The following is a 22,589-nucleotide window of genomic DNA, read 5'->3' as shown; positions in this document are numbered from 1 at the left end:
TGCCGTTCCTCCTTGGGGGCCGCGACTAGTCGGAGAGCAGGATCCGCGCCTCGGCCGACGCACGGACCCCGGTCATCCGCCACTTGCGGAAGCCGGTCAGGCCCGCGTAGCGGCCGCCCGTACCGGTCGCCGGGTAGAACACCCACTCGCTGGTGCGCACGTCGTGGAAGTCGGCCCAGCCCTCGGCGTGGATGGTCCCGTCCTCCAGCGTGATGTCCTCCGAGTAGTAGGTGAGCAGCCCGTCGTCGCCGGGGCGCACGTACGTGATGGTGAAGGTGCCGTGCGAGGTGCCGATCAGTTTGCCGGTCTCGTCGTACAGCTCGTCGTCGAAGGTGCCGCCCTGCCCGAGCTGCGGGTCCTCCAGGTTCTCCACGTCGTCGACGACCTTGACGACGACTTCCTTGGGCACGCGCAGCACGATCTGGTCCGCCATGGTGGGTCCCTTTCCGGGTGAGGTGCTGGATGGGGTGGTGAGGTCTCAGGGGGTGAACAGGGCGCGCTCCGCCAGGGCGCCCGCGACCACCGGCTGCCGGTCGGGCGTCACCCCCGGGCCGGTCGGATCGAAGACCGCGCCGGGAGTCCCCGGCCCGGGCGGGCGGGGGAAGAAGGCGCGCGCATCGCCGCGCGCCGCCACGGCCCACACGTCGTGGCGCGTCCACGTCGCCGTGTTCACCGGGTCGTTGTCCGCGAACGTGTACGGCGCGTACTGCAGGCCGGTGGGGTCCGGCTGGGTGAAGCGGCCCCAGAAGCCGTTGTAGAAGTGGTGGTCGAGGAGGTGGGCGCTGCGCAGCAGCTGGTAGGCGCCCCGGTAGCGGAAGGGGTTGGCCGCAGCGGCGTCGCCCGACGCCGTCACCGCGCCGTGCGGGGTGTAGCCGTAGCGGGCCGCGACGCGGCCGTCCTCGTCGAGCAGGGCGAGGACGGAACCCTGCTGGTCCGTGACGGTCCAGTAGTGCCGGCCGTCCGCCGTGAGCACGGCGAGGACGGTGCCGTCGGGGGCGCGGACGACATCGGTGGGCACACCGTCGTCCAGCACGCGGGCGATGCCCAGCGGCGAGTACGTGAACACGTGCGTGACGGTCCGGCCGTCGAGCGCCGTCTCGGTGATGCGGCGGGGCATCTCCTGACCGAGGGCGTCGTAGCGCATCTCGGCCACCAGCTGCCCGCCGAAGACCCCGGCCAGGGTCTGGTTCGTGGGGCTGTAACTGAACGAGCCGGTCGGGTTCACCTCGTCGGTGAAGTTGCCCGCGCCGTCGTAGCCGAACTCGGTCTCCCCGAACCGCACCACCTGGCCCGCCGCGTTGAGGGTGAAGCCGATCGAGCCCAGCCGGGTGAGATGGTGGGCGTCGTCGTAGGCGTACGTGACGTCGCCGGCCCGCACGAGACGCTTCAGACCGTCGTAGGCGTACGTCGTCGTCTCGCCGTCGACGGTGACGGAGCGCAGCACGTCGGTGTCGGCGCCGTCCGGCGTGGCGTACCCGTAGGCCACGCGGACCAGCTCCGCGCCGTCCCTGTCACGCACGACCAGGGAAGTCCGGCGGCCCGAGGCGTCGTGGCCGATCTCCTGCACGGCGTTGCCGAAGTCGAGGCGGGTGACCCGGCCCGCCGCGTCGTGCCCGAAGCGGACGACCCGCCCGGACGGGCCGGTGACGGACGCCAGGTCGCCCGACCCGTCGTAGGCGTAACGAGTGGTGCCGCCCGCGGTGGTCAGGGACAGCGGGGCGCCCGTCGGGTCGTACGTCAGTCCGATCTCGTCGCGGTCCTCACCCTCGGTACGGACCGCGGTGGCGAGGCGGCTGCCGGCCGCCGTGCGCACCCAGGTGAAGGAGTACGCCCAGCCCGCCCCGGCCTTGCCGACCACCCGGCCCAGTGCGTCGCGGGCCAGGGTCAGCAGCACGGCGCCGGAGTCCTCGTCGGTCACCTCGGCGAGCCGGCCGGAGGCGTCGTGCCGGTAGCCGGTGCGCCGCCCGTTGCCCGCGCTCACCGCGGTGATCCTGAACAGGTCGTCGTGGTGGAAGACGGTGCGGCCCAGCGGCGCGGGGGGTGTGACCGCGGTGAGCAGGCCGTCGGCGATGTAGGAGAAGGCGGTCGTGTCGCCCTTGCCGTCGGTGAGGGAGGAGAGCCTGCCGTGCACCGGGTCGTAGGCGCGGACGTCCAGGGGAGTAGCCCGGCCGGGCGCGGTGGTCCGCGCCAGGCGGCCCTGCGCGTCGTACTCCAGGAGCAGCGTGTTCCCGGCCGGGTCCCGCAGCGCCGTGGGGAGCGCGGGGTGCGCCGCGTCGCCGTACTCGGCCGTCGACCGGGCCGAGGTCGGCAGCGTCACCGCCGTCAACTCACCCGACGGGCCGAGGGAGTAGCGGATCGTGTGCCCGGTGGCGTCGGTCGCCCCGGCCGGCCCGCCGTGTTCGTCCCACGACCAGTGGCCGAGTTCCCCGGCCGGGCCGGTCACCGACAGCGGCCGGTCCTGCGCGTCGAAGGCGTGCACGGTGACGCGGCCCACGGCGTCGGTCACCGTGGTCCTGCCGGGCGCGTGGTCGAACCGGGCCCGGGCGCGCCCGTCGGGGCCGTCCCAGCCGACCTCGGTCACCGTGCCCGACGGGCCGTATGCGATGTGGACACCGCCGCCGTCGGGCAGCAGCAGACCGGCGAGCCGGCCCTCTTCGTCCCACCGGTAGCCGGTGGCGTGTCCGTCGGCGTCGGTGTGCCGCACGAGCCGGCCGTCCCCGTCGTACGCGAAGCCCGCCACCCGCGTGCCCAGCGGATCGAGCACCGCGGTGACCAGCCGGTCCGTGTCGCGCACCAGGGCCGCGCGCCGCCCGCGCGCATCGGCGTCCGGTCCGCGCAGCAGCGTCCAGCCGGGACCGAACCCGTGCTCGGCGTCATCGGGCTTGCCGCCGCTTCGGTACTCGCGTACGACGCGCAGCTCGGCGCCGGGCGGCCCCGCCACGAACAGATCCTGCTGACGCAGCCGCAGCTCGCCGGTGGCGAGGGCCACCGCGAGTTCCTGGGTGTCTGCGAGCGGCAATCGCCATTGCACGGCGTCGGTCGGCAGATCGCGGGGCACGGTCACGGGCGGGCTCCTCGGTCCGGTCGGCGGAGCGCCAGACTCACCCGCGGCTCTAAAGCTGCCCTAAGGGACCCGCAGGCCCGCCGTCACCGCCGGTTCGCCCGCCAGACCGGACGATCGATGAATGATGTATGACACTCCTATTACGCGTTGGCCGCCGCGACGCGGCCCCCGTACGCTGAGGCGAGTCGAAGCTGTCCCGTGCGCCGCCTGGGGTGCAACGTGCCCTCGCGACCGCGTCAACGGGACCCGGGGGAGAGGGACTTCAGACTTGACCACCACGACGACCCGAATACGGCCCGCCGCACCGTTCACCGTCCGAGGAGCCGAACTGCACCGGCTCCTCACCGCGGTGGACCAGACGGCCGTCCGCCGCGGCTGCGTCATGGAGCTCGCCGGCGACCCCGGCACCGGCAAGACGCGCCTGCTGACCGCCCTCGCTCAGGAGGCCCACGCCCGTGACCTGACGGTGGTGCGCGGCACCTGCACCGAGCAGTACGCGGACGTCCCCTTCCAGCCGTTCATCGAGGCGTTCGGCACCTGGTGCACCAGCCCCGGCGACACCTCCCCGCGCCCGGCCACCGCGCTCGTGAGCGCCCTGTCCGAACCGCCCGCCGGGCCCCGGCACACGGACTTCACCGACCGCTGCCGGTTCTTCGCCGAAGTCCGCCGACTGCTCGCCGACTGCGTCGCCGCCACGGACCGCGGACTGGTCCTGATGCTCGACGACGTCCACTGGAGCGACCTCGGCTCCGTGGAGCTCCTCGACATGCTGATGCGCTGGCCCGTCACCAGCGGACTGTCGGTGGTCGTCGCGCACCGCCCGCGGCAGACCCCCGTGCCCTTGCGCGCCGTGCTCCAGCAGGGCGTCGAACTCGGCGCGGTCGAACCGGTGCGGCTGGAACCCGTCACCCTCACGCAGAGCGCGCACATACTTCAATGGGCGGGCAGCCGGGACGAGTTGACGGAGCTGCACGCCCGCGCCGAGGGGAACCCCCTCTACCTCACGGCCCTCGCCGAGGCCGCCCCCGGGGCCCCGGACGCGGATGCCGCCGGCGGCCTCATGGCCCGGCTGCTCACCGAGACGGCCCACCTGGACCACACCGAGCGGACCGCCCTGCACGCGGCAGCCGTCCTCGGCGACACCTTCGACGTCGACGGAGTGGCCGAGGTCGCCGCCCTGGACCGGGACGCCGCCTGCCGGGCGCTCGGTGCCATGCGCCGCCGCGACCTCGTACGCACCACCCCCTCCGGCCACCTCGCGTTCCGGCACCCGCTGATCCGCCACGCGCTGTACGCGGACTCCGACGCCTGCTGGCGGGCAGGCGCCCACCGCAGGGCCACCCATCGCCTCGCCGCGCTCGGCGCGCCGCCCGTCGAGCTCGCCCCGCACATCGAGCGGGCCGGGACCAACCCCTCCGCCGCCGACCTCGCCGCGCTCACCGAGGCCGCCCGCGCCGCCCTGCACCTCGGACGCGTGGACGACGCGGCCCACTGGCTGACCATGACACTGACCCTGACCGGCACGGCCGCCGCCGACACGGCCGAGCTGTGGCGCTCCGTCGTCCGCGCCCTGGCGGCACAAGGGGCCGCGGACCGGATCCGTACCGTGAGCCGCCTCCACCTCGCGGCCCCCGCGCCTGCGGCCGCCGACCGCGCCGACGACGTCGCCTTCCTGGCCACCGTGTACGCCGGGCTCGGCCACGCCGACGAGGCGCGGAGCCTGATCGCGGCCCACCTCTCGCGCACGGCGGACATCGCTCCCGCCCATGCGGCGACGTTCCAGGTACAGCTGCGCCTGGTGCAGGTGCTCGCGGGATCGCTGCCGACCCGCTCCGACGCCGAGGCCCTGGTCCGTGACACCCGGCACGCCGACCCCGCCACCGCCGGCGGAGCGCTGGCCCTGCACGGACTGTGCGCCGTGCTCACCGGGGACATCTGCACCGCCGAGACCCGTCTCGACGCCGCCGCGCAGCTCCTGGACAGCGTGGACGCCACGGCCGGCCGGCCGGGCGCGCACCTGCCGGAACACCTGCTGACGCTCGGCTGGGCGGAGGCGCTCATGGGCTGGCACGGGGCGGCCGTCGGCCACATCGAGCGCGCCGTGCCCCTCGTCCGGGAGAACGGGGACGGCCACCTGCTGGCGCCGATGCTCAACACCCTGGCGTACGCCCACTACCAGTCGGGGCGGATGGCCGACGCGCTGGACGCGGCGCAGGAGGCGCGCACCACCGGCCGGGCCGTCGGCCGCGCCGACCAGGCGGGACTCGCCGTGGCGATCATCTCGGCCGCTCTGGCCCAGCTGGGCGGCACCGCCTTGCAGGGGCGCGGTCCGGTGGTCACCGGCCCCACGGAGCAGGAACCGCGGACCCCGCTCAACGCCCTGCTGCACGCCGAGGCCGCCCTGGCCCGCGGTGACGGGGACAGCGCCCTGTCGCTGCTGCTGCCGACCGGCACCGCCTGGCGGGTGTCGGAGCCGGTGCCGGTACTCGCCGCCCGGGGCTATGAACTCCTCGCCGCGGCCGTGCTCTCGAGCCCCGAGCGGGACACGGACATCGCGGAGTGGGTGGAGCACGCGGCCGAGGCCGCCGCGGGCACCGGCCTGCCCGAGCAGAGCGGCCACGCGCTGCTGGCCCGCGGCCATCTCCTGGCCCATCGGGGGCAGTTCCAGGAGGCGGCGCGGACCTACGAGGACGCGGTGGAGCTGCTCGGCGGCGAGACCCCGGCCGGGGTGCGGGCCCGGCAGCTGGCGCGCCAGGCCCGGGGCGGGACAGGCCACGGGGCCGCGCTCCTGGCCGACCTGACCGTGCGCGAGCGCGAGGTCGCCGACCTGGCCGGGCAGGGCTTCAAATCCAAGGACATCGCCGAGCGGCTCAGTGTCAGCCCACGCACGATCGACGTCCATCTGGCGCGGATCTACAGCAAGTTGGGGGTCGACTCGAAGTCGGCGCTGGTCCGGTTGATGGCCCTCGCCCGCTGAGGTACGACGACAGCGCTGGCCAGCAGCCCACCGTCCGCCGACCACCGTCCGTCGAAGACGGAGACGGGCCGCCCGCCGACCGACGGGCCCGGCACGAGGAGCCGGGCCCGGAACGTGCCGTGCCGGGCCCCCGCCGAGGCGACGGAGAAGGAGATGTTCGCCTCCGAGAAGTCCAGCAGCAGCCCGGTCAGCGGGAACCATGCCTTGTAGACGGCCTCCTTGGCACTGAACAGCAGCCGGTCCCAGGCGATGCCGGGGGCGGCGGCGCCCAGGCGCCGGATCCGCCCGCGCTCCTCGTGCAGCGACACCGTCTCCAACATGCCCGGGGGCAGGGGCAGAGCGGGCTCCGCGTCGATGCCGAGCGCGGCGGTGCACACCGCCCGCGACACGGCAGCGGCCCGGAATCCGGCGCAGTGCGTCATGCTGCCGACGATCCCCTCCGGCCAGCGCGGCGCGCCCCGCCGGCCCGGCAGCAGGGGAGGCCCGGCGAACCCGAGACGGGCCAGGGCCGTCCGCGCACAATGGCGTACGGTCGTGAACTCGCGGCGGCGGGACTCCACGGCGTGCGCCACCACCGGCTCCTCCTGCGGATGCAGCCTGGCCTGCGGCGGATCGCCGTACACCTCCACCACCTCCGTACTCGGCGGCAGCAACGCGCGGATCACCGCGGCCCACCCTCCGCCGGCAGGATGCGGCGCAGTACGCCGACGGGCCCGGAGCGCCCGCGCCACTCCCTCGGATAGCCCACCGACACCTCCTCGAAGCGCACCCCGTCGTGCCACGTGGTGCGCGGAATGTGCAGGTGCCCGTACACCACCGCCTCCGCCCGGTAGCGCCGGTGCCAGTCGTGGGTCGCCTCGGTGCCGCACCAGGCCGCGAAGTCGGGGTGACGCAGGATCCGGGTGGGCTCGCGCACCAGCGGGAAGTGATTCACCAGGACCGTCCTTGTCTGCGGGGCCAGCGCGTCGAGGCGACGTCGGGTCACCCCGAGCCGGGCCCGGCACCACGCGTCGAGCGTCGGATACGGGTCGGGATGGAGCAGCGCCTCGTCGGCGGCCACCACGCCGTTGGCGAGTGCCCGCGCCAACGCCTGGTGTTTCGTGTGGACGCCCGGCTGCCGGAACGTGTAGTCGTAGAGCAGGAACAGCGGCACCACCGTGACCGGGCCGCCCTCGCCCTGCCACACCGGATAGGGGTCTTCGGGTGTGAGGACTCCCAACTCCCGGCAGAGCCGCACCAGATGGCGGTAGCGTGCCTCTCCGCGCAGGGTGACCGGGTCCAGCCGGTGCGTCCACAACTCGTGGTTGCCCGGCACCCACACCACCTTCGCGAAGCGCTTGCTCAACAGCTCCAGCGCCCAGGCGACGTCCGAGACGATCTCCCCGGTGTCACCGGCGACGATCAGCCAGTCGTCCTCGTGCTCGGGCCGCAGCGTCTCCGCCACGGCGCGGTTGTCCTCGAAGGCGACGTGCAGGTCGCTGATGGCCAGCAGGCTCCCCGCGCCGGTCCCGCCCGTCACGCCCGGACACCGGGCAGCCGCGAACCGACCAGCCGCGCCACGGCCTCCCAGTGCTCGGCGAGGAAGAAATGCCCACCCGCGAAAACCCTCAGCTCGAAGGCGCCGGTGGTGTGCCGACCCCATGCCGCCGCGTCCTCCACGGACGCCTCGGTGTCAGCCTCGCCGGTGAGCGCCACGACGGGACACGACAGCGGTGCCCCCGGTGTGCCCGTGTAGGCGGCCACGGCGCGGTAGTCGGCCCGCAACGCCGGCAGGATCAACTCCCGTACATCCGCGTCGTCCAGCAGCTTGGTGCCGGTACCGCCCAGCCGACGGACCTTGTCGAGCAGCGCGGAGTCGTCCCGGAAGGCTTCGGCACCGTGCCGCGGCCGGGACGGTGCCCGGCGGCCGGAGACGAACAGCGCGTCGGGGCCGGCGCCGCCCGCCCGGGACAGCACGGCAGCCGTCTCGTACGCGACGGACGCGCCCATGCTGTGGCCCAGGAAGGCCCAGGGCACGCCGGCCGCCCGGCCACGGTCGGCCAGTTCGTCCGCGATCAGCGCGGCCAACCGGTGCAGATCGTCCACGGCGGGTTCCCGGTGCCGGTCCTGGCGGCCCGGGTACTGCACGGCGAGCACCTCCACATCGGGCGGCAGCGCCGCGGCGAGCGGCTGCCAGTACCCGGCCGCACCGCCCGCGTGCGCGAAACAGACCAGGGTCGCCGCGGGGGTGGCGCCGCCGGGCCGCAACCTGCGCAGCCATCGCGAGTTCGCGCCGGCCCGCACATCCGTTCCGGAAGCCATGTCAGACCGCCAGCGGGAGGTCGAGGTGCCGGTCGGAGGTCAGGATCGCCTGGTGCATCCGACGCAGCGAACGGCAGGGCTCCAGGCCCAGTTCGGCTCGGAGGACACGCTGCGCGGAGCGGTACACCTGGAGCGCCTCGGCCTGCCGCTCCGAGCGGTACAGCACCAGCATCAGCTGCCGGTAGAAGGCCTCCCGCAACGGGTACTGCGCGGTCAGCGAGGACAGCAGGCCGATCACCTCCCGGTGCCGGCCCAGCGCGGTACGGGCGTCCACGAGCAGTTCGAGGCAGGCCAGCCGCTCCTCCTCGACCCAGGTGCTGAACGATCCCAGTGCCGTCCCCTCCGCCGTCCCCGCCAGCACCGGACCGCGTACGAGTGCGAGCGCCCGGTCGAACGCCCCGGCCGCCTCGTCGTGGCGCCCCGCCTGCTGGTGCGCCCGGCCGGAGCGCATCGCGTCCTGGAAATCGTCGACGTCGAGCTCCGCCCCGCCGCGCCGCAGCAGATAGCCGGCGGGTGTGGTGGCGATGGCCTGGCCTTCGGAGTCCCCCGCACAGACGAGGAACTTGCGCAGCTGCGAGATGTAGACGTGGACGGCCGCGGCCGCACGGCGCGGCGGACGCGTCCCCCACAACTCGCTGATCAGCTGGTCCTTGGTGACACTCTGCCCGGCGCTGGTGAGCAGCAGGGCGAGCAGGGTCTCCATCTTGGGGGCACTGAGGGTGAAGTGGTCCTGGCCGTTCGCCACCCGCAGCGGGCCCAGTAGTTCGTAACGCATCGACACCTCGTGCGATAGGGGAGGTCGGTTGCGGTCGCGCTCGATCACAGTCGCTTCCGCTGCGGTGTCCGCGCATCAGTGGAACTACGTACGTGACAACCTTTGGCCAATATCCGCCGTCGCACGCTCCCGACCAGGCCCCTCGAACACCCCTGCCCGCAGCTCCCGTTGAGCGTTCCGCAGCCCGCTTTGGTCTCGCTTAGGCGTGCCCGGGGACGCTTGCCGCATGCGCACCTATCTGGTCCGTCTCCTCCGCGTCGTGTACGAGAGCCTGGTCGCCTTCGGACAGTTGTGGATCCTCCATCCGCCCCCACCGCCGGACGTCCCCGCGGCCCCGGCTCTGACCGGCCCGCCACCGGATCACCCCGAGCGCCTCTGCCCCGAGCTGCCGCTCACCGCCGTCGAGCAGGAGCTGCAGCGCGCGCTGCGGGGCGACGGGGCGCCGGGCCGCACGGGCCGCTGAGTCGCTCTCGGCGTCCGCTCGGCCGATACCTACCGGTCGCCGGCGGGATCGCCGGCCTCCGTGTCGTAGCGTTCACGGGCCCGGTGCACCTCGTCGAAGTGGGACTCCGCCCAGTCCTTCACCGCGGTCAGAAGCAGGCTCAGGCTGAGGCCGAGCGGGGTCAGCTCGTAATCGACCCGGACCGGGACGGACGGGGTGACGGTGCGGGTCAGGATGCCGTCGCGTTCCAGCGAGCGCAGCGTCTGGGTCAGCATCTTGGGACTGACACCGGCGATCTTCCGCCCGAGGTCGCTGTAACGCATCGGACCGGCGGCGAGGGCGCTGACGATCAGGCTGACCCACTTGTCGCTGATGCGGTCCAGGAGCTGATTCGTGGGGCAGCTTCTGAGGAACGCGTCGTAGTCGAGACGCGCCTGCTCGCGCCGTTGTGCCGCCGTTCTGGTCGCCATGGCTCACCTCGGGGAGACGTACGCACTCTCGGGTAACTACTTCCTCCTGGATAGTAACTCTTCCTAGGGTTGCTGTCAGTCGCGGAGAAACCGCGCTGAACAGTCGAAGCCAGGGAGATCCCGTCATGCGTGCTGCAGTGGTGACGTCGTTCGGTGGGCCGGAGGCCGTGCGTGTCGTGGAGGCGGCGGTGCCGGAACCCGGGGCCCGGCAGGTGCGGATCAAGGTCGCGGCGGCGGCCCTGAACCCGGTCGACGCGGGTGTCCGCGAGGGCGTCTTCGGCGGAGCGGGCAAGCCGATAGGCCTGGGCTGGGACGTCGCCGGAACCGTCGACGCGACCGGGGTGGCGACCGCCTGGAGCCCCGGGGACGAGGTGGTGGCGCTGGACTACGGCATGGTCAAGGCCCTGGGGGCGCACGCGGAGTACGTGGTCGTGCCGACGGAGGCGGTGGCCGCGGCGCCCAGGACGGTGGACGCCGTACACGCGGCGACCCTGCCGCTGAACGCGCTGACCGCCGCCCAGGCCCTCGACCGGCTCGACCCGGCCCCCGGTGCCTCGCTGCTGATCACGGGTGCGGCGGGCGCGGTCGGGGGGTACGCCGTGCAGCTCGCCACCCGCCGGGGGGTGTCCGTCACCGCCCTCGCCCGACCGGACGACGAGGAGCTCCTGCGCTCCCTGGGCGCCGCGCGGTTCACCGGCGACGATGTCGAGGCCGGCAGTTTCGACGCCGTACTCGACGCGGCTGTGCTCGGCGAGCCCGCGCTGGGCTGGGTGCGGGACGGGGGTGCCTACGTCGGCGTGATCCCCCAGGCGGCGCCGGCACCGCAGCGGGGCGTGCGGGTGGACACAGTCGAGGTGAGCGCCGACGGGGCCCGCCTGGCGGAGCTGGTCGCGCTGGTGGACGAGGGCGCGCTGACCCTCCGCGTGGCGGAGACCTTCTCCCTGGACGACGCACCCAAGGCACACGCCCGGCTGGCCGAGGGAGGCGTACGCGGGCGCCTCGTGCTGGTGCCCTGACAGAAGCAGGCCCTTCCGGCGGAACGGCCTGCCTCGTGGCCACGTTGCTCTGCCCGTGCGCGCGGCCAGGGAATGCTCGTGACGAGCCTGTGCACGGCTGCCGCGAACGAGTTGCTGCAATGGCGGGTGGCTGGGCAGGGCCCGTCAGCCCCGCTCTCACGCATGAGCGGGGCTGACGGGTAGGTGGCTACGGGCGTCGATGCCGCCCGGTGACCGTCAGGGCAGGGTCCATTTCTGGTTCGGGCCGGTGTGGCAGGTCCACAGGTGGACGGGTGTTCCGTCGTTCCAGGTGCTGCCGGAGGCGTCGAGGCATTTGCCGGACTGGGGGTTGCGTACGGTGCCGTCGGTCCCCGGGTTCCACTTCTGTGCGCCGGTTCCGTTGCAGGTCCACAGTTGGACGCGGGTGCCGTCCGCGGTTCCGCCTCCGGAGACGTCCAGGCATTTGCCCAGTGCCTTGAGGGTGCCGTCTCCCGGCACGGTCCAGGTCTGTGCGGCCGAGCCGTTGCACGTCCACAATTGCGCCCGGGTGCCGTCGGCCGTGCCCGCGTTCTCCACCTGCAGGCACTTGCCGCCGACCCCCTTCACCGCACCCGAACGGGGACCAGGGGGCTGGGTGTCGGCCTGCTTGACACGGATGTTGCGGAAGGCCACTTCGTCGCCGTCACCGTGGTTCTGGATGCCGATGTGCCCCTGCTTCAGGCTCCGGGCCGGGTCGGTGTTGGTGAAGTCGTTGATCTTGCTGCCGTTGAGGAAGACTTCCAGCCGCTCCCCGGTGACGCGCAGCTCGTACGTGTTCCACTGCCCCGGCGGGTTCAGCGCGGCATCGCGCGCGGCGATGTCGGCGGACCGGAACCCGTAGACGGCTCCCGTGGTGCGGTCGACGGAGTCGGTGGCGTCGATCTGCACCTCGTAGCCGTTGTTCACCGCCGACCACGGGTCCGAGGAGGCCGGGAAGCCCAGGAGGACGCCGGAGTTGTCGTCCCCGCTCGCCTTCCAGTCCAGCTTGAGCGAGTAGTCCCCGGTGAACTCCTTGGCGCCGTACCAGAGCATGCCGAGCCCACCGTGGGACGTCAGCGTGCCGTCGGCCAGAGCGAACCCGCCCGGCCCGGCCTGCTGCCAGCCGGTGGTGCCCGAACCGTCGAACAGGGATGTGTAGCCGGTCTCGGGGCGGCAGTCGGCGTGCGTCATCCCGGCGGCCCAGCGGATGCCACCCAGGAGATGGCGCCGGAAGGCGGCCTCGGCGTAGGAATCCTCGGTGTGGCCGCCCCCGGTGTAGAAGGCCCGGCCGCCCCGGTAGTCCTTGCACCACGCGATCGGATGGTCGGCGCCCATCGAGCCGCCCGCATAGCTGGATTCGTCCAGCGAGGCCAACACATGCGCCGTGGTACGGGGGTTGGTGCGGTAGTCGTACCACTCGTCGGTGCGCTTCCAGGTGCTGCCCAGATGGGCGGTCGCGTCGTGCGCCCGGTCCTCGACGTCGACCGTGGCGGACTGCACGGCCGGATGGGACCGGAAGAGGGCACCGGCCAGCCCCTCGTAGAACGGCCAGTCGTACTCCGTGTCGGCCGCGGCGTGGATGCCGACGTATCCGCCGCCGCCCTGGATGTAACTCTCGAAGGCCGTCTGCTGGGCGGCGCCCAGGACGTCCCCGGTCGTCGACAGGAAGACGACCGCCTTGTACTGGCCCAGGTTGCCTGTGGTGAAGACGCCCGGGTCCTCGGTGGCGTCCACGGTGAAGTTGTTCGCCGCGCCGAGCTGCCGGAGTGCCGCCACCCCCTCGTCGATGGAGGAGTGGCGGAAACCCGTGGTCCGGGAGAAGACGAGGACCTTGTAGGCCGGGTCGGCCGCGGCCTTGGCGGTGGCCTCCGCGTGCAGGCCGGTCGAGGCGTCGGCGGCCGTGGCCGGCGACGCGGCGGCCTGCGGGGTGGAACAGAGCGCGGCACCGACGAACAGGCCCAGAGCCGCTTTGAGTTGCGTGCGCATCTGCGTCACCTCCTTTCTAGGGCAGGGTCCATTTCTGGTTGGCTTCGGCGTGGCAGGTCCACAGGTGGACGGGTGTTCCGTCGTTCCAGGTGCTGCCGGAGGCGTCGAGGCATTTGCCGGACTGGGGGTTGCGTACGGTGCCGTCGGTCCCCGGGTTCCACTTCTGTGCGCCGGTTCCGTTGCAGGTCCACAGTTGGACGCGGGTGCCGTCCGCGGTTCCGCCTCCGGAGACGTCCAGGCATTTGCCCAGTGCCTTGAGGGTGCCGTCTCCCGGCACGGTCCAGGTCTGTGCGGCCGAGCCGTTGCAGGTCCACAGCTGGGCCCGGGTGCCGTCGGCCGTGCCCGCGTTCTCCACCTGCAGGCACTTGCCGCCGACCCCCTTCACCGCACCCGAACGGGGACCGCCCGTGGTGGTGAAGGAGAACTCGTCCACGTCGAAGAGGGAGCCGCTGCCCCCCTTGAAGACCAGATAGAGAGTCGTGGAGCCCGCCGGCCGGCTGCCGAGCGTCGCCGTCACGTCCCGGAAGGTCTCCCAGCCGCCCGTCACCGGCACGGTCGCCGTGCCGAGCAGCGTGCCGGTCTTGGACCCGGCGCGCACCTCGATGGTGCCGCCGGCGCCGCCGGAGGAGACACGGGCGGTGAAGGTGTCGGTGTTGCCCAGCACGTACGGCTTGAAGGAGATCCAGTCCCCGTTGTCGATGTACCCGACCGTCTTGCCGCCGTGGGCCGGGGTGTGAGCGGCGACCTCGATGCCCGAGGAGTCGCCGTAGTGTTCGGCCTGCCGGTGGCTGGGCTGGGTGATGTGCTGGTCGTGCGTGGTCAGGGCGGGTTGACCGTTCGCGCCCTTGTCGGTGTATTCCGCGTCGATGACGCCGAAGATGTTGGCGTTGGGGTCGTGTTCGCCGTCGGCCAGCGTCTGGAGGGTGCCGTTGCAGCCGGTCGTCGACGTCTGCGGGTGGCCGTGGCTGTCGTGGCCGATGATGAACGTGACCTTGACCTTCGTGCAGTCGATGGTGCCGTCCTCAGGATCGGTCACCGTCACCTTGAACGGGATCGCGGCCCCGGCGTCGTAGATGGCGCCGTCACCGGGCAGGTCGATGCGCACCGTCGGTGCGGTGTTCCCGACGGTGATCTGTACCGATGCCGTGGCGGTCTTCCCGGTCGTGTCGGTGACCTTCAGCGTCGCCGTGTACTGGCCGTTGGCGGTGTACGTGTGCGACGGGTCGGCTGCGTTGGACGTGGTGCCGTCGCCGAAGTTCCAGGAGTGGGTGAGTGCGTCACCGTCCGCGTCCGAGCTGCCGGCCGAGGAGAAGGTGACGGACAGCGGCGCTTTGCCGGAAGTGACGTTCGCCTTCGCCTGGGCCACCGGGGCATGGCCGCCGGTGACGTGCTCGATGCGGTACAGGGCGCTGTTCGCGTCGCCGTTGAAGTAGCCGGTGCCGTAGTCGAGGACGTAGAGGGCGCCGTCCGGGCCGAAGGCCATGTCCATCACCTGCGTGCCGCTCCAGGGGAAGGAGTTGATGGACTGCACGGTCCCGTCGCCGGCCGCCTCGATGCGTTTGATCCAGCGGCGGCCGAACTCGCCGGCGAAGAAGTCGCCGTCGTACTCCTGCGGGAACTTCACGTCGGACGACGAGTTCGCGTCGTAGCGGTAGACGGGGCCGCCCATCGGCGACTCGGACCCGCTGCCGAACTCCGGCACCGAACCGCCGTCGTAGGGGATCCAGGCGGGCTGGGCGGGGGGCAGGTCGGTCAGTCCGGTGTTGCGGGGCGAAGTATTCTTCGGTGCACCGCAGTTGAACGTGGCGCCGGTCGCTCCGGTGGCGAAGTCGTGGTCCACGTATGCGCTGTTCTTGCCGGTGCAGTACGGCCAGCCGAAGTTTCCCGCCTTGGTGATCCGGTTGAACTCGACCTGCCCGGCGGGACCACGGGACGCGCTGGCTGTGCCCGCGTCGGGCCCGTAGTCGCCGACGTAGACGGTGCCTGTGGCCTTGTCGACACTCATGCGGAAGGGGTTGCGGAAGCCCATCGCGTAGATCTCGGGGCGGGTCTTGGCGGTGCCGGGCGCGAAGAGGTTGCCGGACGGGATCGTGTACGACCCGTCGCTGCTCACCTTGATGCGCAGGATCTTGCCGCGCAGGTCGTTGGTGTTGCCCGCGGAGCGCTGGGCGTCGTAGGCCGGGTTGCGCGAGGAGCGCTCGTCGATGGGGGTGTAGCCGTCCGAGGCGAAGGGGTTGCTGTCGTCGCCGGTTGACAGGTACAGATTGCCCGTCGCGTCGAAGTCGATGTCACCGCCGACGTGGCAGCACAGGCCGCGGGAGGCGGGCACGTCGAGGATCTTCTTCTCGCTTGAGGTGTCCAGGGTGCCGTCGGTCCGCAGGACGAACCGGGAGAGCCGGTTGACGCCGTCGAACGGCGTGAAGTCGGCCGGTGCCCCGTCCGTCGGGGCGTCGCCGCTCGGTGTGCTCAACTTCGGTGCGTAGTAGAGGTAGATGAAGCGGTTGGACGTGAATCCGGGGTCGACGGCGACGCCTTGCAGGCCTTCCTCGTCATGGCTGTACACGGCGAGCGTGCCGGCCACGCTGGTGGTGCCGGCGGCGTCCGTCAGCCGGAGTGTCCCGTCCCGCGACGTGTGCAGCACCGAACGGTTCGGCAGCACCGCAAGGGTCATGGGCTCGCCCGTCTCGGCGACGCCCTTGGCCAGGGTGACCTGCTGGAACTCGTCGGCTGCCGCGGACATGGCCCGACCGCCGGGGTCGGCCGTGTCCGCGGCGGCCGGACTCACCGGCAGGGCGAGGCCGATGGCACACGCCATGGCCGGCAGGAGGAAACGGACACGTCTGTGTCCGCGCGGTCTCGTGCGCACAGAGTTCTCCCAGAGGGGGTGGGGGTGGCGGCAGCCCACAGGGACCGCCGTGAGGGAGTACAGGCGCGCGCCGTCGCGCCGTCGAGCCCCGGTCGGGGAGTTCATGACCGGTTCATTTCAGGGAAGTTAGCGGGGTTGGTTCAAACTCGTAACCCCTTTGGTTCAAGATCTTCGCTCTTTTTCCCATCAGGGGACAAAGTCTCGGACTCCGATGCCAGAAAGGGAAGTTGGGCGTAATCCTTGATCGCTGGGGCGGCGCACTCGACAGCCGCACGCGAACACAACCCACCATTCGGCCAAGTCAAAGCGTTACGCGGCCTCGGCTGCTTCGTGTCCTCACCTGGCTAAGTTCGCAGCAACAATCGATCAACCAGGGGGACCCACATGCGCCGGACTCGAGCTCTCCTCGTCGCCGCGGCGGGGACCGCCCTGCTGGCGGGGTCCGGCCTCGGGTGCGTCCCCGAATCCGGCGTCCAGGGCACTGCCTCGGGTGTCAGGAATTCGGCCCCGGCCCCCTCCGTCAGCGCGGCAACCCCCACACCCCTGCCCGGCGCCACCACCCGCCCTCCGTCGCCCACTCCGGTTGCGCCGTCCGAGCCCGTGACCAAAGCGCCGGCGCCGACGCGACTCGCCATGCAGGTGGCCGCCCCTGACGGCGGTCTCGCGCTGAAACCCGGTGGAGCCGCGGGTGAGTTCACCGTCACGCTGCAGAACGGCAACACCCGCGCATACCGGCATCTGCTGCTCGCCTTCCAGATGGAAGCCCTGCCCGGCACCGCCACTCACCCCGCGTACACGCTCGAATCCTGGGACAGTGCGAACGGGACCTGGCGCGCGGCCACCCTGCGTATCGCCAACGACGCCTTCCCGTACACGCTCTACACGGGCGGCGCCCCGCTGGCCAAGGACGCGACGTCCGCCCACCGCTTCCGTGTCCGTGCCCTCACCGGGGCGCCGCATGGACCGAACCCCATCATGGTCAGCCTGATCGACACGGACGCGGACACCCGCACGCACGTGACCGCGCTGGCCCACACCACGCTGTGAGCCCAGGCAGGCCGAGCGTTCCGGCCACCGAGAGGACCTCATGACACCTCGGTTTGATTTCGCGAGTGCCCTGGACGAGCGGCGCTGGTACGTGGCCAACGAGCTGCTGGCGTTCCTGCTGGAGCTCGCCGCCCTTGCGTGTCTGAGCTGGTGGGGGTTCGCCGTCGATGCCGACAAAGCGCTTCGCATCCTGCTGGGAGTGGGAACGCCCCTGGTGGCGATCGTGCTGTGGTCGTTGTTTGCCGCGCCGAAGGCGCGGCTGAGACCGCGGCTGCCTCTCGTACTGGCCGTCAAAGCGGCGGTACTGGGTGGAGGAGCAGCGGCCCTGTACGGAGTCCGGCATCCTGCCGCCGCCGTCGTGATGGCGGTTGTCGTGGTGATGAACACAGCGGTGGCCGAGATATCTCGCCGCAGACCGGCGGGCCCGCGCAGGAGGTCGGAGGCCGCCACTCCGGCCTCGGACGGCTGAGGCCCGGGACGGCAGCCGGCGCCCCCGGGAATCGCACTCCCTACGCGAGATTACCCAGGGGCGAAGGCCCACCCCGGCCTCTCATGCGGTGGCGCAGCACGCAGGCGCCGAGTGGGTGCCGGCCGGCTCACCGAGCCGCTGGTCGGGGCATCGGCTCCCTTGCACCGGCAGGTTGGTGCGGGCCGAATCCGACGGGTGTCAGGGACCGACAACCCTGTGGGTGGCAGGCAGGGCACTGTCTGCCGGGCCCTTCCGGCGAGAACAGCCGCCAGGCCATACGCGGAGCCCCGCTGTCCGACCTGCCGATCCGTCCTCATGCGATCAGGCTCCGCTACCCTCGCCATCCGCGGCGACCGCGCCTGGCGGAAAAGTGCTGTTACGCGCTCCGGCCACGACACCGGAGTCGGGGCCGTGCCGTCCGCAGCGTGTCGGCCGACACCACGGTTCCCGATTCCCCTCACGGGGCGAAACGCGACGGACAGGAGCTGACATGGCCGGGACGGCACTCCCCAGGACGACGGTCGCCGAGGTGATGGCGGAGCTGGCCGAGATCGAGGACCCGAAGACACGCGAGGTGAACAGGAAGCACGGTGACGATCACGGTGTGAACCTCGGCGAACTGCGAGCGCTCGCGAAACGGTTGAAGACGCAGCAGGACCTGGCTTGTGGACTCTGGGCAACGGAGGACACCGCGGCGAGACTGCTGGCGACGCTGATCTGCCGGCCGAAGGCGTTCGGGCGGGACGAGTTGGACGTCATGGTGCGCGAGGCACGCACACCCAAAGTCCACGACTGGCTCGTGAACCACGTCGTGAAGAAGAGTCCGCACTCCGAGGAGCTGCGACTGGCCTGGTCCGGCGACCCGGATCCCGAGGTCGCGAGTGCCAGCTGGGCGCTGACCGTCGAACGGGTGGCGAAGCAGCCCGAGGGCCTCGACCTCCCAGGACTGCTCGACGTCATCGAGGCGGAGATGAAGGACGCCCCCGATCGGCTGCAGTGGGCGATGAACCACTGCCTGGCCCGGATCGGGATCGAGCACGCCCAGTACCGCGCCCGCGCGATCGACATCGGCGAGCGCCTAGGGGTGCTCAAGGACTACCCGACCTCCCCGGGCTGCACATCCCCGTTCGCGCCGGTCTGGATCACCGAGATGGTGCGCCGCCAGCCCAATCCGTAGACCCGAGCGACAGCTGACCGGCTCGCTCGCCGGGGGGACTTGAAGGAAACAGCTGCCGCTCCGCTCAGTGTGTGTGGAGAGCCCGGCGACTAGGCGGGCGCGCCGAGGTACTGCTCCGACGACAACTCGAAGACCCGTACCCGCCGACCGCCGGCGGGACTGACCGTCTCACGGAACACCCGCATCCCCAGTTTGGTCATGATCCGTTCCGAGGCGTCGTTGCCCACCTGAGTGATGCTGACGAGCCGTTGCAGCCCGCGTTCCTCGAACGCGAACCGTACGGCGGCGGCAGCGGCCTCGGTGGCCAGGCCCCGTCCCCAGTGGGCACGTCCCAGTCGCCAGCCGACCTCGACCGCGGGCAGTACCTCCGGCAGGAAGGCGGGCACCGAAAGGCCTGTGAAGCCGGCCAGCTCGCCGGTGGACCGGATCTCCACGGCGAACAGGCCGAAGCCCTGCGACTCCCACTCGCGCTCCCATGCCTGCATTCCGGCGCGCGTCTGCTGTTCGTCCCGGACGCTGCCGTCCCGGATCCACCGCATGACCTCGGGGTCGGCATTGATGGCAGCCATGGGTGCCACGTCCTCCTCGCGCCAGCGACGCAGGATCAGACGGGGAGTCTCGAGCGTGACCATCCCGTCATTCTGGATCACGAACGGGCTCTGCGTCATCCTCGCCGGGTACCGCCGATGCATGCCCTGGTAGCGCGCCATCAGGTCTTATCGTCGACGCCGATCAAGAGGATGTGTGGGGGTGTGCCGACAGCGGCTCTCGAGTGCTCCCGGAGGCGACGGAGGTGCCGACGGTGGTCAGAGCAGGTCGGCCACCAGCACGGCGATGTGGTCCTCCTTGTTCCTCCCGAAGTTCTCCAGCAGGAAGTCGCAGAGGGCTTCCAGGCCCTCCGGAGCGCCGGTCACCGCGTCGCGGAGTTCAGCCATCGTCACGTCCAGGGAGGCGGTACGTACCTCGATCAGCCCGTCCGTGACGAGCAGCAGGCGGGTGCCCGGAGGCGTGGCCACCACCGAAGGCGGCGGATGGGGCAGCCGCAGTCCCAGCAGAGGACCGTGCGGGCTGTGGAACGCGGCGTCGCCTTCGGGACTGATGAGGAGCGGAGGGATGTGGCCCGCGTTGGCGATGTGAATGCGACGGCCGTCGGGTTCGATGAGGGCCAGACACAGAGTGAGCGTCACCGTGGGCTGGGATCGTGCCAGGAGGGTTTCGAGATGGTGGAGGATCCGCTGCGGGGGGTGCCCCTCAATGGCGTAGGCGCGCAGGGCGTGCCGCACCTCTCCCATGACGGCCGCGGCGCTGAGGGAATGTCCCGCCACGTCACCGATGGCCAGCAGCAGGCCGTCGGCCGTCGGAAGGGCTTCGTAGAAGTCACCGCCGATTTCGACGTTCTCGGACGCAGGCAGGTAGCGGACGGCCATCTCGATGCCGTCGACGGCAGGCAGTTCGGCCGGCAGGAAGGAGCGCTGCAGGGCGAGGGCGAGCGCGTGTTCCTCGTTGTAGGCCCGCAGCGCCTCCACGGCCAGTGCGCAGGCGTGCGTGAACTGCTGGAGGACGTGCTTCTCGTTCGGTCCGGTGATGACGGCGGCGGGCACCGCGAGACAGACTGGCGGACGCCCGCGCTTGGTGCGCGCCACCGCGACCGCGACGTCCTCCACGAGGTGGTCGCCGGGCAGCAGAGTCGTCCACTGACCCGCGGTGAACCGGAGGAGAATCGCTCCGGTTCCGCTCCCGAAATCCTGGTCGACCAGCCGGTCCAGCAGTTCCGGCCTGGCCGGCACGGTCCGGGTGGGAGCGTCCCGCCCGGCGCTCGTGCTGTGCACCGCCTGGCCCTGCGGTGACAGGAAGACCGCGCTGGCCGGGCACGACAGCAGTTCCGCCGCTCCGCCGGTCGCAGCGGAGGCGAAGGAGTGGAAGCCGACGGCACTGTAGACACTCATGGTCGCCCGGTTGAGTGCGAACAGGCGGGTGGCGAGTTGCTCGGCACGGTGCCGGGCGCGCGCGTAGCGGAGCGTCGCCGTGACGGTGGCGAGCAGCTCGTCCGGGTCGATCGGCTGGTCGCAGCGGGCTCGGCGCGGGCCGATGCGGTGATCGGCAGAGACGGCCCGCGCCTCGCCTCGGTTGCAGCAGTGTGCTTCCGTCGTCCTCGCCGGTTCTCGAAGGCCAAGATCCTCGCCGGAAAGACCCCTGAGCGTGGTACCTATAGTCCTCTTGTGTGGTGGATGCAACAAAAGGGCGCAGAGGCTCAAGGTGCCCGCGCCGGACGCCGGCGCGGGCCGGCACGCCGGGGCGGTAGGAGAAACGTGATGGAACCGGACCTTGGTTGACGACATAGCGACGCCGGACGAGTCATCCCTGCAGGTGACGGTCACTCTGGACGGCGGCAGTGAGTGCATAGGGGTGGCACGGCATCTGGCCGTCGACTTCATGGACCGGGCCCGTACCGAGCACCGGCTGCTCGTCTCACGGCGTGCCGTGGACCTTGCCCAGCTGGTGGTCAGCGAGTTGGTGACCAACGCATGCAAGTACGCGCCGGGGCCGGCGACGATGGACTTGCGCATCGCCGACGGCATGCTCGAGGTCGTGGTTCAGGACTCTCTGCCGGCGCTGCCCGCGGCCAGGGCGGCTGATGCCGGCCGTGTGGGTCAACACGGCCTGGAGATCGTGATGGCCGTCGTCCGGCATTTCGAGGTGCAGCCCGCCCCGGACGGCAAACGCATCATCGCCCGACTCGCTCTTGCGGACGAGCCTGAAGGTGCGGGAGTCGAGCAGTGAGAAACGGCCGTGATGCCGCCCGCTCAAGGCTGCCTCGTGGATCCGCCGTCTCGACGACGTAAGACCTTGCCCCGAACGGTCGGCCCGGGCCACGGGACCGTGCCCATCGAGCGGCAGGAGTTCGAGTACGACGAGTGTCGGCGCCCGGGGAGGCGGCCGCGGGTTCACGCGGTCGCCTGGCCCGTTCGGGCCGCCTCCGCTCGCAACGCGCGCGCCCGCTCGGCCGGATCGTAGTTCGGACCGACCCCCTCGATCAGCACCACGTCGCCCTCCACGTGGTCGGTACGCAGACTCAGGATCGCCTGGTAGGCGGGGGAGTCGTACCAGGCGCGGGCCTCGGCCAGGCCGGGGAATTCGATCAGCACCATGTTGCCGGGCCACGTACCTTCCACGACCTCGACCGGCGGACCGTGGATGACGAAGTGGCCGGCGAAGGGGTCGAGGGTCGCCTGGATGCGCTCCAGGTACTCGATGATGTCGGCGTGATTCCGGCGGCTGCGGAGATGGGCGAAACCATAAGCGGGCACGACGGGCTCCCTTGAGTTCCTGGTCTGAGCGATGACCGGAACGTAGCCGAGGGTGATTCCGCGGGGCGATTACCTCGGAGGTAATGGCCGGACCCACGCGCGCAGTCGAGGGTATTTCAAGGTCGCTCGAAAAGGTTCTCTGTCGGGAGCCCACCGGGAAGCATCGTGCTCGTCGATGGGCGTCGCCCTCCGGGCCACGCCTTCCAGTCCTCGTGCGCATCCACAAGGAGTCCCCATGCGTCTTCGTCGTTCCCTGGCTGCCGCGGTTCTCGGAACCGCGCTCGGACTCGGCACCCTGGCCGTACCGGCCCACGCGGCCCAGCCGGTCGGTGACACGCCTCCTCCCGCCACCGCTCCCGTCGGAAACGTCCAGGCCGACGATCCTTCCTACCCCTGGGCCTTCGTCGGCTACTACTACTGGAACGAGGACTGCCTCAAGGCCGGCGAGCGTGGCCAGGAGCTTCGGAAGTGGTCGCGGTACCAGTGCATCAACGGCGGTTGGTTCCCCGGCGACGACTACGAACTGTGGGTCATCTGGAACTGAGCCGCGTCGGCCGGCCGCGGACTCCCTGTGAAGGGACACTCCGCGATCAGGCTTCCACCCATGCGGACAGCCCCGTCCCGCGCGCGGGACGGGGCTGTCCGCACAGTCGCGTCGAGTGGTTCCCGGCCGGCCGGGCGCGGTGTGCGGCCC

The 22,589-nt window shown here is 71.5% G+C and carries 20 protein-coding genes; 8 read left to right on the top strand and 12 right to left on the bottom strand.

All coding sequences use genetic code 11. The features are described from left to right. Positions 1–25: 25 nt before the first annotated feature. On the bottom strand, positions 26–433 hold the full coding sequence (locus ACZ4NT_RS32740; protein WP_183117224.1) for an allene oxide cyclase barrel-like domain-containing protein: 408 nt from the start codon (positions 431–433) through the stop codon (positions 26–28). A 45-nt stretch (positions 434–478) separates the two neighbouring features. Continuing rightward, positions 479–3,064 (bottom strand): DUF6531 domain-containing protein, encoded by a 2,586-nt coding sequence (locus ACZ4NT_RS32735; RefSeq protein ID WP_467728657.1) that lies wholly within the window; start codon positions 3,062–3,064, stop codon positions 479–481. Positions 3,065–3,332: 268 nt separating this feature from the next. Here ACZ4NT_RS32735 and ACZ4NT_RS32730 point away from each other — a divergent pair, with 268 nt between their 5' ends. Beyond that, positions 3,333–6,041, top strand: coding sequence for an AAA family ATPase (locus tag ACZ4NT_RS32730; RefSeq protein WP_467728656.1), 2,709 nt, complete (start codon positions 3,333–3,335; stop codon positions 6,039–6,041). On the opposite strand, the gene ACZ4NT_RS32725 is transcribed toward ACZ4NT_RS32730, so the two are convergent. From ACZ4NT_RS32725 to ACZ4NT_RS32710, 4 genes are read right to left on the bottom strand one after another with little or no spacing between them, the layout of a single operon-like run. Beyond that, positions 5,978–6,706, bottom strand: a complete 729-nt coding sequence (locus ACZ4NT_RS32725) for a 4'-phosphopantetheinyl transferase family protein (RefSeq protein ID WP_467728655.1) — start codon at positions 6,704–6,706, stop codon at positions 5,978–5,980. The two genes, ACZ4NT_RS32730 and ACZ4NT_RS32725, sit on opposite strands and share 64 nt — an antisense overlap. Then, positions 6,703–7,560, bottom strand: coding sequence for a metallophosphoesterase family protein (locus tag ACZ4NT_RS32720; RefSeq protein ID WP_467728654.1), 858 nt, complete (start codon positions 7,558–7,560; stop codon positions 6,703–6,705). The genes ACZ4NT_RS32725 and ACZ4NT_RS32720 overlap by 4 nt, the downstream gene beginning before the upstream one ends. Beyond that, positions 7,557–8,342: a thioesterase II family protein gene (locus ACZ4NT_RS32715; protein ID WP_467728653.1), complete on the bottom strand. Its 786-nt coding sequence runs from the start codon at positions 8,340–8,342 to the stop codon at positions 7,557–7,559. The genes ACZ4NT_RS32720 and ACZ4NT_RS32715 overlap by 4 nt, the downstream gene beginning before the upstream one ends. A gap of 1 nt (position 8,343) precedes the next feature. Beyond that, on the bottom strand, positions 8,344–9,117 hold the full coding sequence (locus ACZ4NT_RS32710; RefSeq protein ID WP_121408887.1) for an AfsR/SARP family transcriptional regulator: 774 nt from the start codon (positions 9,115–9,117) through the stop codon (positions 8,344–8,346). A gap of 226 nt (positions 9,118–9,343) precedes the next feature. Between ACZ4NT_RS32710 and ACZ4NT_RS32705 the strand changes: the two genes are divergently transcribed. Next, entirely contained in the window at positions 9,344–9,580 is a 237-nt protein-coding gene (locus ACZ4NT_RS32705) for a DUF6059 family protein (protein ID WP_467728652.1), read from the top strand. 29 nt (positions 9,581–9,609) lie between these two features. Here the strand turns inward: ACZ4NT_RS32705 and ACZ4NT_RS32700 are convergent, their stop codons facing one another. Then, the gene (locus tag ACZ4NT_RS32700; RefSeq protein WP_121408885.1) at positions 9,610–10,029 is read right to left on the bottom strand and encodes a winged helix-turn-helix transcriptional regulator; all 420 of its coding nucleotides are present in this window, start codon (positions 10,027–10,029) and stop codon (positions 9,610–9,612) included. Between the two features lie 125 nt (positions 10,030–10,154). On the opposite strand from ACZ4NT_RS32700, the gene ACZ4NT_RS32695 reads away from it, so the two are divergent. Next, positions 10,155–11,045 (top strand): NADP-dependent oxidoreductase, encoded by an 891-nt coding sequence (locus ACZ4NT_RS32695; RefSeq protein ID WP_121408884.1) that lies wholly within the window; start codon positions 10,155–10,157, stop codon positions 11,043–11,045. A gap of 216 nt (positions 11,046–11,261) precedes the next feature. Here ACZ4NT_RS32695 and ACZ4NT_RS32690 read toward each other — a convergent pair whose 3' ends face one another. Further along, positions 11,262–13,028: a ThuA domain-containing protein gene (locus ACZ4NT_RS32690; protein ID WP_467728651.1), complete on the bottom strand. Its 1,767-nt coding sequence runs from the start codon at positions 13,026–13,028 to the stop codon at positions 11,262–11,264. 16 nt (positions 13,029–13,044) lie between these two features. Further along, on the bottom strand, positions 13,045–15,843 hold the full coding sequence (locus ACZ4NT_RS32685) for a PQQ-dependent sugar dehydrogenase (RefSeq protein ID WP_467728650.1): 2,799 nt from the start codon (positions 15,841–15,843) through the stop codon (positions 13,045–13,047). Positions 15,844–16,494: 651 nt separating this feature from the next. On the opposite strand from ACZ4NT_RS32685, the gene ACZ4NT_RS32680 reads away from it, so the two are divergent. The 3 genes from ACZ4NT_RS32680 to ACZ4NT_RS32670 all read left to right on the top strand — a co-directional run bounded on the left by ACZ4NT_RS32680 (position 16,495) and on the right by ACZ4NT_RS32670 (position 18,587). Then, positions 16,495–16,941, top strand: a complete 447-nt coding sequence (locus tag ACZ4NT_RS32680) for a hypothetical protein (RefSeq protein WP_147464444.1) — start codon at positions 16,495–16,497, stop codon at positions 16,939–16,941. Between the two features lie 40 nt (positions 16,942–16,981). Beyond that, complete coding sequence (locus ACZ4NT_RS32675; protein WP_467728649.1) at positions 16,982–17,410, top strand: YrdB family protein; 429 nt, start codon at positions 16,982–16,984, stop codon at positions 17,408–17,410. A 490-nt stretch (positions 17,411–17,900) separates the two neighbouring features. After that, positions 17,901–18,587, top strand: coding sequence for a DNA alkylation repair protein (locus ACZ4NT_RS32670; RefSeq protein ID WP_467728648.1), 687 nt, complete (start codon positions 17,901–17,903; stop codon positions 18,585–18,587). Positions 18,588–18,676: 89 nt separating this feature from the next. On the opposite strand, the gene ACZ4NT_RS32665 is transcribed toward ACZ4NT_RS32670, so the two are convergent. Next, the gene (locus tag ACZ4NT_RS32665) at positions 18,677–19,219 is read right to left on the bottom strand and encodes a GNAT family N-acetyltransferase (RefSeq protein ID WP_121409455.1); all 543 of its coding nucleotides are present in this window, start codon (positions 19,217–19,219) and stop codon (positions 18,677–18,679) included. A gap of 174 nt (positions 19,220–19,393) precedes the next feature. Continuing rightward, the gene (locus tag ACZ4NT_RS32660; protein ID WP_467728647.1) at positions 19,394–20,533 is read right to left on the bottom strand and encodes a PP2C family protein-serine/threonine phosphatase; all 1,140 of its coding nucleotides are present in this window, start codon (positions 20,531–20,533) and stop codon (positions 19,394–19,396) included. Between the two features lie 379 nt (positions 20,534–20,912). Between ACZ4NT_RS32660 and ACZ4NT_RS32655 the strand changes: the two genes are divergently transcribed. Beyond that, positions 20,913–21,368: an ATP-binding protein gene (locus ACZ4NT_RS32655; protein WP_467728646.1), complete on the top strand. Its 456-nt coding sequence runs from the start codon at positions 20,913–20,915 to the stop codon at positions 21,366–21,368. A gap of 164 nt (positions 21,369–21,532) precedes the next feature. Here ACZ4NT_RS32655 and ACZ4NT_RS32650 read toward each other — a convergent pair whose 3' ends face one another. Next, a complete protein-coding gene (locus ACZ4NT_RS32650; RefSeq protein ID WP_467728645.1) occupies positions 21,533–21,895 on the bottom strand; it encodes a DUF1330 domain-containing protein in 363 nt (120 codons plus the stop codon). A gap of 235 nt (positions 21,896–22,130) precedes the next feature. On the opposite strand from ACZ4NT_RS32650, the gene ACZ4NT_RS32645 reads away from it, so the two are divergent. Next, a complete protein-coding gene (locus ACZ4NT_RS32645) occupies positions 22,131–22,439 on the top strand; it encodes a hypothetical protein (protein WP_467728644.1) in 309 nt (102 codons plus the stop codon). Positions 22,440–22,589: the final 150 nt, after the last annotated feature.

Source organism: Streptomyces sp. NPDC026417 (assembly GCF_055567695.1).
This window is presented reverse-complemented; position numbering and strand designations above follow the sequence as displayed.